Here is a 14,622-nt window from a genome sequence, read left to right as displayed (position 1 = left end):
TCGGTCCTTACGGTGTGACGGTGAGGGAGACGGCGCCGAGCTCGTCCTTGCCGCGAACGGACGCTTCGGCCGCGGCCGGCGGCCATGCGAGGGGCAGGCGCACCACCTCGCGGCCGCCGACCTCGCGGGCGGCCTCGACCACGATCTCGTAGGTCCCCGGCGTCAGGGCGGCGAAGGGGGCGGCGGCGGCGTCGAAGCGCAGGGCGTGGGTGCCGGCCGGGCGGGTGGCGCCGCTGACCCCGTCCAGCGGCATCTCGGTCTCGCGGCCGATGCGGCGCCACCATTGCCGCATGTCCTTGAGCCACTTGGCGCCGCCCTCCCCCTCGCGCTTGCGCACGTCGTACCAGACCGCGAGGTTGGCCAGCGCCCGGCCGTCGGCGCCCTCGATCCAGGCGGCGAGGTACGGCCGGTGGTATTCCGAGACGTCGAGGCGGGGGATCTGCACGCTCAGGACCACCTCTCCGGCGAGGGCCGGCGCGGCGATGAGGGTCGAGAACGCGGCGGTGACGGCCGTGCGCATGGGGCGCGCCTTTCAGGCGTGGATGAACAGGAGGGCGAGGAGCACGGGGGCGAGCAGGCCCAGGCCCACCACCGGCCAGGTGGCCGGGCGGCGGGCGGAATGGAACTGCAGCAGCACCAGCCCGGTCAGGCAGAACACGAGGCAGGCCCCGGAGAACACGTCGAGGAACAGGCTCCAGGCGAGGCCGGCGTTGCGGCCCTTGTGGAGGTCGTTGAGGTAGGAGACCCAGCCCCGGCTCGTGCGCTCGTGCAGCACCGCGCCGTCGCGCCGCCCGAGGCTGACGAAGGCGTCGCCACCCGGGCGCGGCAGCGACAGGAGCACCTCGTCGCGGGTCAGCTCGGCCTCGCGGGCGCCGGCCGCGACGCCGAGGCTCGCCGCGAGCCAGTCGCTCACCGCGCCCGGCAGGGCCGCCCGGCCGGTGGCCGGCAGCGTCGCCAGCAGGGCCCGCAGGTCCGGCGGCAGGCTCGCCTCGCGCGCGTCCACCACGGGCTTCGATTCGAACCGCCCGGCATGGTTGAGGGTGATGCCGGTGAGCGCGAACAGCAGCATGCCCACGAGGCAGAGGGCCGAGCTGATCCAGTGCCAGGCGTAGAGCTGCTTCAGCCAGAACGCCCGGCGCGCCTTGGCGCGCCGCGGCGCCGCGGCGGCCTCCCGCAGGGCGAGGCTGTCGCTCACAGCTCGGCCCAGCGCCGCAGGAGGTTGTGGTAGCTGCCCGTGAGCGCGATCACCGACGGGTCGTCGTCGGTGAGGGCGGCGCGCACGCCGGTGATGCCGCGGTCGAGGTCGTAGAGCAGGGCGCGGGCGCCGTCGTCCTTGACCATCGACTGCGACCAGAAGAACGACGACCAGCGCGCGCCGCGGGTGATCGGCTCGACCCGGTGCAGGGAGGTGGCGGGATAGACGATCATGTCGCCCGCCGGCAGCTTGACCGCGTGCGAGCCGAAGGTGTCCTCGATCACGAGTTCGCCGCCGTCGTAGTCGCCCGGGTCGGTGAGGAACAGCGTCGTCGAGATGTCCGCCCGCATCCGGATGCCCGCGCCGGGCACCGCCCGGATCGCCCCGTCCACATGGGCGCGAAAGCCCATGCCGGTGTCGTAGCGGTTGAACAGGGGCGGCAGCACCCGCAGCGGCAGGGCGGCGGCGTTGAACAGGGGGCTGCGCCCGAGGGCGCGCAGGATCAGGTCCCCGAGTTCGCGCGCCACCGGCGCATCCTCGGGGATCTGCAGGTTGTGCTTGGCGCGCGCGGCCTGGGCGCCCGCGGTGACGCGCCCGTCGACCCAGTCGCTGGCGTCGAGGCGTGCCCGGCAATGGGCGACTTCGTCGGGGGTGAGGACGGATGTGACGTGGACGAGCAAGGGTTCGGGATCCCGTGGCGGGCTGGCGATGGAACGCCTTCTCTTCCCGCGGGGTGAGAAGTCCGCGCGGGGAGGGAAGGCGATCGCGGTTTCAGAAGCGGGTGCCGAGGCTCACCAGCACGGTGCGGCCCGACAGCGGCACGGCGCGGGTGGAGAAGGCCGAGCCGTAGTTGAGTTCGTCGGTGAGGTTGTAGGCGTTGACCGCCAGCCGGTAGGTGGGCGTCTCGTAGGAGAGGAGCGCGTCCAGGGAGAAGCTGCCGGGGATGCGGGTGATGTTGTCGCTGGCCGGGAAGTAGCCGTCGTCCACCGTGATGCCGCCGCCGATCGTGACCTTGCCGGGCAGGTCCCACAGGGTGTGCATGGGGGTGGTGAGGTCGTAGGTGGTCCACAGCGAGGCCGAGTTCTCGGGCACGAAGGGGGCCTTGTTGCCGATGCTGACGCCCGACTGCACCTTGCCGTCGAGGTAGGTGTAGCCGGCCAGGATGTTCCATTCGTCGGTGAGGCGGCCGGTGATCGAGGCCTCGAAGCCCTGGACGCGGCGGCGCTCGCCGGCATCCAGCGGCCCGAGGATGAGGCCGCCGGTGACGGGGTCGACGTCGAAGCTGTTGCTCTTGTCGACCCGGAACAGGGCGCCGGCGACGCCCAGGCGCCCGTCGAACAGGCCGACCTTGGCGCCGATCTCGTAGAGGTCGCTCTCCTCGGGCGAGAGCTGGTTGGCGGTCGGCACCTCGATGCCGGTGGAATTGGCCACGAACTGGCCCTGGGGCGAGAAGCCCTTGGCGTAGGAGACGTAGTAGGTCTGGTTGGGCGTCGGCTGCCAGATGCCGCTGACCTTGGGGCTGGCGGCGTTGGTGTCCGAGGTCTGTCGCGGCAGGAACTGGCCGATCTGCGGGCCGGTCGTGGCGGTGGCGTCGTAGCGGCTGAGGAACCGGTCGAGGCGCACGCCCGCCAGGATCGAGAACTGCTCGTTGAGCCAGACCCGGTCGCTGACGAAGAAGGCGGCGTTGGCGCCGTCGCCGAGGCGGCGGTTGCCGTAGTTGCGGGTGAGCGCGTAGCCCTCCTGGGCGAAGGAGGGGGTGCGGACCCTCTGGTCCCGGCGCGCGCCGCTGACGGCGAAGTTCACCCGGTCGTCGTTCTGGTAGAAGAAATCGAGGCCGGCCACGACCTCGTGGCGCAGGAAGCCGGTGTGGAACTTCATGATCGCGGTGGTGACGTTCTGGGCGCCCCAGGCCGATTGCTCGAAGGTCTGGCCGCCGCCGGCGCTGTAGGTGACGAAGGGGTTGCCGCCCGAAAAGAACCCGGTGATGCAGCCGAGCGTGCAGGTCGCCGCCGTGGTCGAGAAGTTGCGGTCGTAGAACGACAGCCGCGAGTCGTTGGTCACGGTCAGCCAGGGCGCCACCTGCCATTTCATCAGCGAGGTGGCGAGGTGGACGTTGGCGTCGTCGCGGTCGGTGGCGCGCACGTAGGAGGTGGCGCGCGGCAGGCCGTATTCCGTGAGCGGCCGGGCGAAGCGGTCGCCGGGCCGGCGCGCGGTGGGCACGCCGTAGTCGGGCGTGCGCTCGGAGTGCTGGTAGAGGTAGTTCAGGTACCAGGTGGTGTCGGTGCCGATGCCGATGCCGAGCGAGGCGGCGAGCCCCGCCCGGTCGGACGAGACGTTGTTGCGGTCCTGGATGTCCTGGCGGTGGATCATGCCGTTGAGGCGGATCGCCGTGGTCGCGTCGATCTGGCGGTTGACGTCGAAGGTGCCCCGCCCGGTCGGGCCGCTGCCGCCGGTGCCGTCGATCGCCGTGAAGTCGGTGAGCAGCGCGCGCTTCGAGATCGTGTTGATCGCCCCGCCCGCGGTGCCGAGGCCGAAGGTCTCGGATGACGGCCCCTTGATGACCTGGACGTCGCCGATGTTGAAGCTGTCGCGGGCGTAGACGCCGAAGTCGCGCAGGCCGTCGAGATAGATGTCGTTCTTGGCCTGGAAGCCGCGGATGCGGAACTGATCGCCGTTCAGGCCGCCGTTGCCCTCGCCGGCCGAGACCGTGATGCCCGGCACGTTGCGCAGGGCCTGCTCCAGGGTGGTGGCGTTCTGCTGGCGGATGACCTCGCCGGGCACGACGCTGATCGCCTGGGGCGTGTCCTGGATGCGGCCGGGCAGGCGCGACAGGCCGGTGCCCTCGTTGAGGGTGTTGGGCTGCCCCCCGCCCCAGCCCTCGACGCTGAGCTGCGGCAGTTCGGCGGCACCCTCCTGGGCCTCGGCCTCGAACGGCAGGAAGGCGCCCAGCGTCGCCGCCAGGCCGATGCCGAGGGAACCTGCCCCGGTCCAGTCCCGCACTGACAACGACTCGCTCATCGATCGAACTCCTGACGTACTCGCCAGGGCGCTTGAAGCATTTGTGATGCTGTCTTTCAAGACAGAAACACAATCGTTCCCGACGAGTTGCAGAACCACAACAGACTAAAATCGTTATAAATTACTTTTGAACCGATACAAACTGGAAAAAACTGATCTTGCTTCGCCGCGGGCGCGAAACTATTCATCGACGATGACGAGTTTTACTCTGGAAGCGTTCCAGATTGCTGGCTCGTGGGAGCCGAGACAGGCATTATGATACGTCTTTCCCGGGGTCGTGACCGGGCCGGGCCGGTGGTCGGCCTGTGGGACCTGCATCAAAAGACCGAGGCCGAGTGGCGCCGCATCCTCGCCGCCCGCCCCGACGAGGCGGTGGCGTGGATCGCCCTGGCCGCCGCCAACGGCTTCAAGGCGGCGCAGCTGGTGTTCGGCCAGATGCACCTCGACGGGACGCTGGTGGCGCGCGACCCGGCCGCGGCCCACGCCTGGTTCGTGAAGGCGGCCGCGATCGGCAGCGTCGAGGCCCGCAACATGGTCGGGCGCTGCCACGAACTCGGCTGGGGCGTGCCGGTCGATCAGGCGATCGCCCTGCTGCATTACCGCAAGGCGGCCGCGGCCGGGCTCGACTGGGCGCATTACAACGTCGGCTGCCTGCTGCTCTATGGAACCGGCGTCGGCCGGAACCACGGCGAGGCCGTCGCCAGTTTCACGGCCGCCGCCGATCTCGGCCACGCCAAGGCCATGGGGATGCTCGGGCGCTGCCACGAGGAGGGCTGGGGCACGGACCGTGACCGGATGGCGGCCCGCGCCCTCTACCGCCGTGCCGCCGAAGGCGGGGACGGCTGGGGCGCGCTCAACCTCGGCCTGATGCTGGTGGAGGACGGCGCCCGGGCCGAGGCGATCCCGCATCTCGCGCAGGCCGTCGCGACGGCGACGCCCGGCGGTCTCTCGGCCATCGTCGACCTCTTCGAGCGCCGGCCCGAACCCGACCTCGCCGCCATCGCCGCCTCCGCCCGGGCGCGCCTCGGCGAGGTGCGCGCCAGGCCGGCCGCGAGCGAGGGCGGCCGGGGATCGCGCCGGATCCCGCGGCGGGTCCAGGGCCTCGTCCTGGCGGCCCTGCTCGCCCTGGCCGTCCGCAGGATACCGCGGAGCGCTTGAGAGGCGTCGATCGGGCCTATTCGACGATGATGCGCGGCGGGGTGGCGGGATCGTCGGCCAGCGCGGCGCGGACCTCCTCGGAGGCCACCACCCGTGTGGTCCCGGCCGGTTCGATGCCGTGCTCGGTGGCGATCGTCGCCACGGCGTCGGGGTGGATCAGGCCGAGGCCGGCGGCGTGCTCGGCCATGGCGATGCTGTCGGCGGCCAGCACCAGGCTGCTGCCGGCCGCCGTCACCGCCGCCGCCAGGCGCTCGATGTCCTCGATCCGGCCGCTGCTGCGCGAGACGCTGCGGATGTAGACCGCCTTCACCCGTCCGGGATGCGCCTCGACGATGCCCGCGTAGACCTCCGGGTCGTGCTGGCCGCTGTCGCCGATGAGCACCACCGGCAGGTCCTCGTAGAGGGCGAGCATGCGGGTGATGAGCGCCCGCTTGTGGTCCTCGGCCTTGCGCGGCAGCGGCCGCGTCCACGACAGGCCCCATTCGCGCAGGAACAGCACCGGCCCGGCCGGGATGCGGTGCATCTCGAAGAAGGTGCTCAGCATGTCGTAGATGCCCCAGGGCGCCCGCGAGACGTAGAGCATCGGGTTGCCCTGGTCGCCGGTGTCGCCGACGTGCAGCGCCCGGTAGAACGCCGCGACGCCGGGAAACGCGACCCGGCTCTGCGCATCCGCCACGAACAGGCGCCAGAGCATGGTGAGCTTGTTGGCGACGCCCGTGTACATCACCGTGTCGTCGACATCGCTGATGAGCAGGAACCGGCAGCGCTCGGTGGGGATGAACACCTGCCCCTCCCCGCGCACCGGCGGCTCCATGTCGACGTGCAGGGCGACCGGGTGCCAGGAGGCGTCCTGCGGGGGCGGCGCGAGGGGGCGCAGGGCGATGCGGAAGTAGCCGTCGCGGTCCGTGACGACGCGCTGCTCGGCGCCCGCGAACCGGGCGACCACGGGGGCGCCCACGACCTTGCGCCGCCGGATGCGCCGGCCGATGTCGCGCAGGGCCCGCCGGATCTCGCCGTCGTCCCGGTCGTCCTCCGGCCGCGACTGGCGGAACACCCGGCCGATCAGGAAGATCTCGTCGCGCGAGCCGTAGCCGCGATAGGCTTCGAGCACCGTGCCGTGGCGGCCTTGGGCCGATCGCACCGGGCGTGCCGCCAGGGCGAGCAGCCGGCCTGCCGCCCGCCGCCATTTCGCCGACCTCGATCGCGTCACCTGATCGTCTCCCGAACGCCTGCAACCGGTCGGCAACGCCCCAGCGCGCGCACCGTTCAGGCCATCGCGTCCGCCAGCCGGCCGGTCTCGGCGTACACCCGCCCGCCCGGCATGCGATAGTGGACGCTCTGGGACAGGCGGCCGTTGGCCACCACCCGGATCGCCAGGGGGCGCACGAGGTCGCCCTGCCGGTCGAGGGCCTCGGCCACCGTCATCGGCGCGGCGCCGCCGCCGAACCCGCGCCACCACGCCACCGCCTTCTCGCGGGGGTGGCCGCGGTGTTCGAGGCGCACGCGCAGCACCGTGCGATCGCCGCCGGCGAGGTGCAGGGTCACCGCGAGGCTGTCGCTCCCGTCCCGGTCGGCCCGGCTGGCGAGGCTCCAGCCCTCGACGCGCAGCCAGTCGGCGGCGGCGATCGAGAGGATCGGGGTCTCGTCCTCGGCGCTGGCCCCGTGCGAGGGCTCGCCGGCCTCGCCGTCGGGCTCGACCCAGCAGGCCTCGCAGGTGCTGGCGTTCAGCGCGATCAGCGCGCCGCAGCCCGGGCAGGCCTTGGCCCGGATCTCGGTCTCGCGGCCCTTGATCGCGGCGGCGGTGCGGGCGGTGACGATGTCGACCGGGCCGTGCATCCGCACCAGGCCGGCATAGTCGAGGACGAGGCCGTTCTCCTTGCCCGGCGCCAGGCGCAGGGCGCGCCCGACCTGCTGCACGTAGAGGCCGGTGCTCTGGGTCGGGCGCAGCAGCGCGACGAGGTCGACGCGGGGCACGTTGAACCCGGTCGAGAGCACGCCGACCGAGGTGAGGCAGCGCAGCCGCCCATCCCGAAAGGCGGCGACGATGCGGTCGCGCTCGCGTTTGCCGGTCTCGCCGCAGATCGTCTCGCAGGAGACGCCCTCGGCCCGGATCGCGTCGCGCACCGCCCGGGCGTGGTCGACCCCGGCGCAGAAGGCGAGCCAGGCGCGGCGGCCGTGGCCCAGGGTCACCATCTCCTCCACCGCCGCGCGGGTGATCCAGTCCTGGTTGACCGCCGCCTCCAGGGCGCTCGGGATGTAGTCGCCGCCGCGCTTGGGCACATGCGCCACGTCGAGGGTGGTGGCGGTGGCCTTGCACACCAGCGGCGCGAGGTAGCCCTGGTGGATCAGGTCGCCGACGTTGGCCTCGAAGACGATGCGCGAAAACAGGCGGCCCTCGCCCTCGTCGAGGCGGCCGCTGTCGAGGCGGTAGGGGGTGGCGGTGAGGCCCACCACCCTGAGGTCGGGCCGGGCCTCGCGCAGGTCGGCCAGGAAACGCCCGTAGCGGGTCTCGGCGGTGCGCGGGATCAGGTGCGCCTCGTCGACGATCACGAGGTCCACGGGGCCGATCTCGGCCGTGCGTCCGGCCACCGACTGGATGCCGCAGAACAGCACCTGCGCCCCGGCCTCGCGCCGGCCGAGGCCCGCCGAATAGATCCCGGCGGGCGCCTGCGGCCAGTAGCCGAGGAGTTCGCGATGGTTCTGGGCGATCAGTTCCCGGGTGTGGGTGACCACGGCGATGCGCCGGTCCGGCGCGGCGGCCAGGACCTCGCGCACCAGGGCGGCGATGACGAGCGCTTTGCCCGCCCCCGTGGGCAGGACGACGAGGCCGGCCCGTTCGCCCGCTGCCCAGGAGGCGTGGAGGGCATCGAGGCTGGCGCGCTGGTAGGGTCGCAGGTGCATCACCCGCCACCCTCTACACGAGGGTGGCGCGGGGTGTCCGTGGCCGATGGGCTGCACCCCTGCCCTCACGCCGGCAGGGTCAGCTCCGCGCGCAGGCCTCCGAGGCCGGCGCGGCCGAGGGCGAGGCCGCCGCCGTAGAGGTCGGCGAGTTCGGTGGTGATCGACAGGCCGAAGCCGTGGCCGGGCAGGCTTTCGTCGAGGCGCCGGCCACGTCGCAGCGCCTCGGCCGCGGCCTGCGCGTCGAGGCCCGGGCCGTCGTCCTCCACCGCGATGACGATGCCGGCCCCGCGGGCCGCGGCCGCGATGCGCACGCGCGTCCGGCACCAGCGGCAGGCGTTGTCGACGAGGTTGCCGAGCATCTCGTCGAGGTCCTGGCCGTCGCAGGCGACCCCCAGCCCGGCCGGCAGGTCGAGGGCGATGGCGACGCCCTTCTCGGCGTAGAGCCGCACGAAGGTGGTGCGCAGGTCGGCGACGGGGCCGGCCAGCTCGAGGCGGGTGCGGGCGGCCTCGCCCAGGGCCGCGGCGCGGGCACGGCGCAGGTGATGGCGGATCTGCCCGTCCATGGCCGAGACGAGGGCCGACAGGCGGCCGTCGGTGTCGCGGCCCTCGCTCGCCAGGGCCATCGACAGGGTCGCCAGGGGTGTCTTGAGGCCGTGGGCGAGGTTGGCGACATGGGTGCGGGCGCGCTCCAGGTTGGCCTCGCCCTGGTCGAGGAGGGCGTTGACCTCGGCGACCAGGGGCTTGATCTCGGCCGGCTGCGCCGCGGGGATGCGGGCGCGGCGCCCCTCCCGGACCTGCGCGAGATCGCGGCGCAGGCGCTCCAGGGGGCGCAGCCCCAGGTGCACCTGCGCCACCACCCCGGCCATCAGGCACAGGCCGAGGACGCCGAGCGTCAGGGCCAGCGCGCCCAGCGCCTCGCGCAAGGGGCCGTTGAGGGCGGCGGCCGGCGCGGCGGCCGCGATCACCGTCGGCCCCGCCCCGGCCCCGGGCGGCAGGGTCAGCACGCGCAGGATCACCGGGCGGCCCCAGGGATCGACGCCGTCGGCCGGATGCGGCCCGTCGTGGTCGCGCGGACGCCGCGGCCCGGCGGGGACGTCGAGGTCCCGCCCCTCGAGGGTGCCCGAGCGCAGCACCGTCCCGTCCCGGCGGACCTGCCAGTACCAGCCGGACCGCCGCCGGTCAAAGGGCGGCCCGTCGAGGCCGGGGGCGGTGGCGAGGCCGTTCGGACCGGCCTCGAGGCCCGTCGCGATGGCGACGATCTGGCTGTCGAGGCGGCTGTCGAGCTGGCCGCGCACGAACCGGTGCAGGATCAGCCCGATGGCGATGCCTGCCACCACTAGGGCCGCCACCACGAGGACGAGGGCGGCCGTGAGCAGGCGCCGGCGCAGGGAGCCGAGACGGACGTGGGGCGGCCCCTTCCTGCCAGAGGACGGCGTCGCGCCCGGCGACCTCACGCCCCCTCCCCGTCGAGGAGGCGGTAGCCGTGGCCGCGCACGCCTTCGATCCGGGCCGGGGCGATCTTGCGGCGCAGGCGGGTGATGATGACCTCGACGGAGTTCGAATCGACCTCGGCATCGCCGTCGTAGACGCTCTCGATGAGGTGGTCGCGGGGCACCACGCCGTCCTTGCGCAGGATGAGGCAGGACAGCACCCGCCATTCGAGGCCGGTGAGCTTCAGGGGCAGCCCGTCGCGCTCGAAGGTGCCGAGCCCGGCGTCGAAGCTTAAGGGACCGCAGGCGATCCGGGCCGCACCCCCCGCGCTCGCCCGCCGCACCAGGGCGCGCAGGCGGATCACCAGTTCCTCGATGCGGAAGGGCTTGACGAGGTAGTCGTCGGCGCCCGCCTTGAAGCCCGCGACCTTGTCGCTCCAGCCGTCGCGGGCGGTGAGGATCAGCACGGGCAGCGTCAGCCCGGCCGCGCGCCAGGCCCCGAGCACCGCGATGCCGTCGCGCTTCGGGAGGCCGACGTCGAGCACCACCGCGTCGTAGCGCTCGGTCTCGCCCAGATGCTGGGCGTCCTCGCCGTTGCCCGCCCGGTCGAGGGCGAAGTTCTCGGCGCGCAGGGCCTTTTCGATCTCGGCGGCCAGGGGCGCATCGTCCTCCACCAGCAGGATTTTCATGGCGGCTCGTGGTCCTTGCGATCGGGCGGCTTAACCCGGCTCGTTGAACCGGGGCTTAACCGGCCGGTTCAGTCCGGGTTGGAGGCCGTGTCCTAGACCGGCGTCGACCCGAGAGGGGACTTCGCACCGACAGGACATCGCCATCATGACCACCGAGACCGAGACCACCCAGACCCCTACCGCCGTTCCCGCCGCCAAGCGCCCCCGCCGCCGGGCGCTCGTGGTCGGCGCCATCGCCGCCCCGCTGGCGCTGGGTGCGGCCGGACTGTCCCTGGCCCAGCCCGCCGCGGTGGCGCCGACGCCGGTGGCCCCCGTCGCCGTCTCGGCGCTGGCCTCCTCGGCCGCCACCGCCGTCAAGGGCGAGGTCGCCGAGATCTACGGCAATAAGTTCGTCCTGCAGGACGCCACCGGCCGGGCGCTGGTAGAGACCGGCCGCGAGGGCGAGGGGGCCACCCTGGTGACCAAGGGCGAGGCCGTCACCGTCCAGGGCCGCTTCGAGAAGGGTTTTTTGCGCGCGGCGACCATCACCTGTGCGGACGGGCGTGTCGTGGTCCTCGGGCCGGCGGGCGGTCCGCGTCCCGGCGGCCTCGACTGGGCCAAGGACAAGGTCGGCCTCGGCCCCACCATCGACGTGCCGGCCCTGACCGCCAGGGTCGAGGCGGCGGGCTATTCCGACGTCCGGGTGATCAAGCGCGGACCGCGCCACCTCGATGTGGCCGCCCGTGGCGCCGACGGGCGCGAGCGCGAACTCCACGTCGGCTTCGACGGGCAGGTGCGCGAGAAGCGCACGTTCTGAGCCGCAGGACGACCGGGCGGGCGGCCCATCCGGGCCTCCCGCTCGCCTCAGCCCGACCTCACGCCTCTTCGGGCGCCTGCCGGAAGTAGGGCTCGACCGGGCCCTTGAGCTTGACCGTCATCGGGTTGCCGGCGCGATCGAGGGTCTTGCCGGCCGACAGGCGGACCCAGCCCTCGCTGACGCAATACTCCTCGACGTTGGTCTTCTCGACGCCCTTGAAGCGGATGCCGATGCCGCGCTCCAGGATCGCCTCGTTGTAGAACGGGCTGTTGGGGTTCACCGCGAGGCGGTCGGGGGGCGTATCGGACATCGTCGGGGCCTTGAACAGCAGGTCGGCAGGCGGCGGGTTTAGGAAATTCGCGCCGCCGCCGCAACGGCGGGCGGCCTTTGGCTTCTCTCGCGATCCGCTCGCAGCGCCGCCGCCACCTCCGCCACCCGCCCGCTCTGCAGGAGCGGCACCAGGCTCGCGATGGTGGCCGGGTCGCGGTCCCACCAGGCGGTCTCGAGGAGGTCGGCGATGGCGGTGGCCTCGAACCGGTGGCGGACCACCCGGGCGGGGTTGCCGGCCACCACCGCGTAGGGCGGCACGTCGCGGCTCACCACCGCGCGGGCGGCCACCACCGCCCCGTGGCCGATGGTGACGCCCGACAGGACCAGGCAGCCCGTGCCGAGCCAGACGTCGCTGCCGATGGTCACGTCGCCGCGCGAGACCTGGTAGTCCGGCGGCGCCTCCACGCCCGGCCACAGGCCGTCCATGGCCGCGAAGGGGTAGGTCGTCACCCAGTCGAGGCGGTGGTCGCCCCCGAGCATGATCTCGACATGGTCGGCGATGGAACAATACCGGCCGATCGTCAGGGATTTTCCCGACCCGGCGAAGCGCACCTTCGGGCACCCGTAGGAGTAGGCGCCGATGCTGAAACCGTGCCGGCGCGCGAGCCGCGCCAGGTGCAGGCGGGTCTCGTTGTGCGGGTTGCGCAGGGTCCGCAGGCGGTGCAACAGAGTCCTCAACGGAGCCATCCGGATCGGGACGGCACGAGGGCGCGACAACGGCGCGCGATCCAGGGAGGGAGGCCCATGGGCGACAACATGTCCGACGATCTCAGGTCCGGGGCGCTCGTCTACCACCGCCTGCCGCGCCCCGGAAAGCTGGAGATCCAGGCGACGAAGCCCTTGGGCAACCAGCGCGACCTGGCGCTGGCCTATTCCCCCGGGGTCGCCGCGGCCTGCGATGCCATCGCCGCCGATCCGCGCGAGGCCGCCACCCTCACCATCCGCCAGAACCTCGTCGCCGTGCTGACCAACGGCACCGCGGTGCTGGGCCTCGGCAACATCGGCCCGCTGGCCTCCAAGCCCGTGATGGAGGGCAAGGCGGTGCTCTTCAAGAAGTTCGCCGGCATCGACGTGTTCGACATCGAGGTCGACCAGAACGACGTCTCCAAGCTCGTGGACGTGGTCTGCGCCCTGGAGCCGACCTTCGGCGGCATCAACCTCGAGGACATCAAGGCGCCCGAGTGCTTCGAGGTCGAGGAGCAGTGCCGGGCGCGCATGAACATCCCGGTGTTCCACGACGACCAGCACGGCACCGCCATCATCGTGGCCGCCGCCGTCCTCAACGCGCTGGAACTCGCCGGCAAGCAGCTGTCCGACGTCCGCATCGTCACCTCGGGGGCCGGTGCCGCGGCGCTGGCCTGCCTCAACCTCCTGGTCTCGCTGGGCGCCCGCATCGAGAACATCACCGTCACCGACATCAAGGGCGTGGTCTACAAGGGCCGCCCCGAGCTGATGGACCGCTGGAAGGACATCTACGCCCAGGAGACCGAGGCGCGGACCCTGGCCGAGGTCATCCCGGGGGCGGACGTGTTCATCGGCCTCTCGGCCGGCGGCGTGCTCAAGCCCGAGTATCTCGAAAAGATGGCCGAGAAGCCGCTGATCATGGCGCTGGCCAACCCCTACCCCGAGATCATGCCGGATCTGGCGCAGGAGATGCGCCCCGACGCGATGATCTGCACCGGGCGCTCGGATTTCCCCAACCAGGTCAACAACGTCCTGTGCTTCCCCTACATCTTCCGGGGGGCGCTCGACGTCGGCGCCACCTCGATCAACGAGGAGATGAAGAAGGCGGCCGTCAAGGCGATCGCGGCGCTCGCCCGCGAGACGCCCTCCGACGTGGTCGCCCGCGCCTACGGCGGCGAGGCCCGGCCGTTCGGCCCGCGCTCGCTGATCCCGAGCCCGTTCGACCCGCGCCTGATCCTGCGCATCGCGCCCGCCGTCGCCAAGGCGGCGATGGACTCGGGCGTGGCCGGGCGGCCGCTGGAGAACGTCCAGGCCTATACCGACAGCCTCGACCGCTTCGTCCACCGCTCCGGCTTCATCATGAAGCCGATCTTCTCCAAGGCGAAGGAGAACCCCAAGCGCGTCATCTATTCCGAGGGCGAGGACGAGCGGGTGCTGCGCGCCGCCCAGGTCCTCGTCGAGGACAAGGTGGCCCGGCCGATCCTGGTGGGACGCCCGCGGGTGATCGAGACCCGCATCAAGCGGTTCGGCCTGTCCCTGCGCCAGGGCGAGCATTTCGACCTGATCGATCCCGAGGACGATCCGCGCTACCGCGACTACGTCGCCACCTATCTCGAGGTCGCCGGCCGGCGCGGCATCACGCCGGACGCCGCCCGCACCATCGTGCGCACCAACGCCACGGTGATCGGCGCGATCGCGGTGCGCCGGGGCGAGGCGGACGCGCTGATCTGCGGCCTGGAGGGCCGGTTCGAAACGCGCCTGCGCGCCATCCGCGACGTGATCGGGCTCGCCCCCGGCGTCCTCGACTTCGCGGCGATGAGCCTCATCGTCACCAAGAAGGGCGCGTTCTTCCTCGCCGACACCCACGTCCGTCCCGACCCGAGCGCCGAGGAGATCGCCGACGTGGCGGTGGCCTGCGCCGGCCACGTCTCGCGCTTCGGGCTGACCCCGAAGATCGCGCTCCTCAGCCATTCCGACTTCGGCCAGTCCGATTCCCGCTCGGCCATGAAGATGCGTAGCGCGCTGGGGCTGATCCGGGCGCGGGCTCCCTCCCTCCAGGTCGACGGCGAGATGCAGGCCGACACCGCCCTGTCCGAACTGATCCGCGACCGGGTGATGCCGGTCTCGCACCTCAAGGGGGCCGCCAACGTGCTGGTCTTCCCCAACCTGGACGCCGCCAACATCGCCTTCCAGTTCGCCAAGGTGCTGGCCGACGCCCTGCCGGTGGGGCCGCTCCTGATCGGCCCGGCCCAGCCCGCCCACATCCTGTCGCCCTCGGTGACGGCGCGCGGCATCGTCAACGTCACCGCGGCCGCCGTGGTCGAGGCGCAGGCCAGCGCCGTGCGCCCGAAGCCGGATGCCGCCGAGCCGGGGGCGCTGCCCGTCGCGGGCTGATGCATTTCCGGTCGATCACCTTGTGCT

Annotated in this window: 13 protein-coding genes; 3 read left to right on the top strand and 10 right to left on the bottom strand. The window is 72.5% G+C overall.

What is annotated here, in order from left to right:
* Nucleotides 1-7 precede the first annotated feature (7 nt).
* The 4 genes from ASF39_RS15905 to ASF39_RS15890 all read right to left on the bottom strand — a co-directional run bounded on the left by ASF39_RS15905 (nucleotide 8) and on the right by ASF39_RS15890 (nucleotide 4,213).
* On the bottom strand, nucleotides 8-520 hold the full coding sequence (locus ASF39_RS15905; RefSeq protein ID WP_055882588.1) for a DUF2271 domain-containing protein: 513 nt from the start codon (nucleotides 518-520) through the stop codon (nucleotides 8-10).
* A gap of 12 nt (nucleotides 521-532) precedes the next feature.
* Nucleotides 533-1,195 carry a PepSY-associated TM helix domain-containing protein gene (locus ASF39_RS15900; protein WP_200938238.1) on the bottom strand — a complete coding sequence of 221 codons (663 nt, stop codon included), beginning with the start codon at nucleotides 1,193-1,195 and terminating at the stop codon, nucleotides 533-535.
* On the bottom strand, nucleotides 1,192-1,875 hold the full coding sequence (locus ASF39_RS15895; RefSeq protein ID WP_055882585.1) for a Fe2+-dependent dioxygenase: 684 nt from the start codon (nucleotides 1,873-1,875) through the stop codon (nucleotides 1,192-1,194). Before ASF39_RS15895 ends, ASF39_RS15900 begins: the two co-directional genes overlap by 4 nt.
* Before the next feature lie 91 nt (nucleotides 1,876-1,966).
* Complete coding sequence (locus tag ASF39_RS15890; RefSeq protein WP_156648518.1) at nucleotides 1,967-4,213, bottom strand: TonB-dependent receptor; 2,247 nt, start codon at nucleotides 4,211-4,213, stop codon at nucleotides 1,967-1,969.
* A gap of 255 nt (nucleotides 4,214-4,468) precedes the next feature.
* Between ASF39_RS15890 and ASF39_RS15885 the strand changes: the two genes are divergently transcribed.
* On the top strand, nucleotides 4,469-5,371 hold the full coding sequence (locus ASF39_RS15885) for a tetratricopeptide repeat protein (protein WP_082494606.1): 903 nt from the start codon (nucleotides 4,469-4,471) through the stop codon (nucleotides 5,369-5,371).
* A 16-nt stretch (nucleotides 5,372-5,387) separates the two neighbouring features.
* Here the strand turns inward: ASF39_RS15885 and ASF39_RS15880 are convergent, their stop codons facing one another.
* From ASF39_RS15880 to ASF39_RS15865, 4 genes are all read right to left on the bottom strand, one after another.
* Nucleotides 5,388-6,581: a phosphatase domain-containing protein gene (locus ASF39_RS15880; RefSeq protein ID WP_055882576.1), complete on the bottom strand. Its 1,194-nt coding sequence runs from the start codon at nucleotides 6,579-6,581 to the stop codon at nucleotides 5,388-5,390.
* 56 nt (nucleotides 6,582-6,637) lie between these two features.
* Nucleotides 6,638-8,275 carry a DEAD/DEAH box helicase gene (locus tag ASF39_RS15875; protein ID WP_055882572.1) on the bottom strand — a complete coding sequence of 546 codons (1,638 nt, stop codon included), beginning with the start codon at nucleotides 8,273-8,275 and terminating at the stop codon, nucleotides 6,638-6,640.
* Nucleotides 8,276-8,337: 62 nt separating this feature from the next.
* Nucleotides 8,338-9,726, bottom strand: coding sequence for a HAMP domain-containing sensor histidine kinase (locus ASF39_RS15870; RefSeq protein WP_082494605.1), 1,389 nt, complete (start codon nucleotides 9,724-9,726; stop codon nucleotides 8,338-8,340).
* Complete coding sequence (locus tag ASF39_RS15865; RefSeq protein ID WP_055882570.1) at nucleotides 9,723-10,391, bottom strand: response regulator transcription factor; 669 nt, start codon at nucleotides 10,389-10,391, stop codon at nucleotides 9,723-9,725. Before ASF39_RS15865 ends, ASF39_RS15870 begins: the two co-directional genes overlap by 4 nt.
* Before the next feature lie 145 nt (nucleotides 10,392-10,536).
* Here ASF39_RS15865 and ASF39_RS15860 point away from each other — a divergent pair, with 145 nt between their 5' ends.
* Nucleotides 10,537-11,187, top strand: coding sequence for a hypothetical protein (locus ASF39_RS15860; protein ID WP_056285634.1), 651 nt, complete (start codon nucleotides 10,537-10,539; stop codon nucleotides 11,185-11,187).
* A gap of 58 nt (nucleotides 11,188-11,245) precedes the next feature.
* Here ASF39_RS15860 and ASF39_RS15855 read toward each other — a convergent pair whose 3' ends face one another.
* Nucleotides 11,246-11,497, bottom strand: coding sequence for a DUF3297 family protein (locus ASF39_RS15855; RefSeq protein WP_055882565.1), 252 nt, complete (start codon nucleotides 11,495-11,497; stop codon nucleotides 11,246-11,248).
* A gap of 38 nt (nucleotides 11,498-11,535) precedes the next feature.
* A complete protein-coding gene (locus ASF39_RS15850; protein WP_244472435.1) occupies nucleotides 11,536-12,204 on the bottom strand; it encodes a CatB-related O-acetyltransferase in 669 nt (222 codons plus the stop codon).
* A 57-nt stretch (nucleotides 12,205-12,261) separates the two neighbouring features.
* Between ASF39_RS15850 and ASF39_RS15845 the strand changes: the two genes are divergently transcribed.
* Entirely contained in the window at nucleotides 12,262-14,595 is a 2,334-nt protein-coding gene (locus ASF39_RS15845; RefSeq protein WP_056285628.1) for an NADP-dependent malic enzyme, read from the top strand.
* Nucleotides 14,596-14,622: the final 27 nt, after the last annotated feature.

The sequence above is a fragment of the Methylobacterium sp. Leaf108 genome (assembly GCF_001423265.1).
Lineage (GTDB): Bacteria > Pseudomonadota > Alphaproteobacteria > Rhizobiales > Beijerinckiaceae > Methylobacterium.
This window is presented reverse-complemented; position numbering and strand designations above follow the sequence as displayed.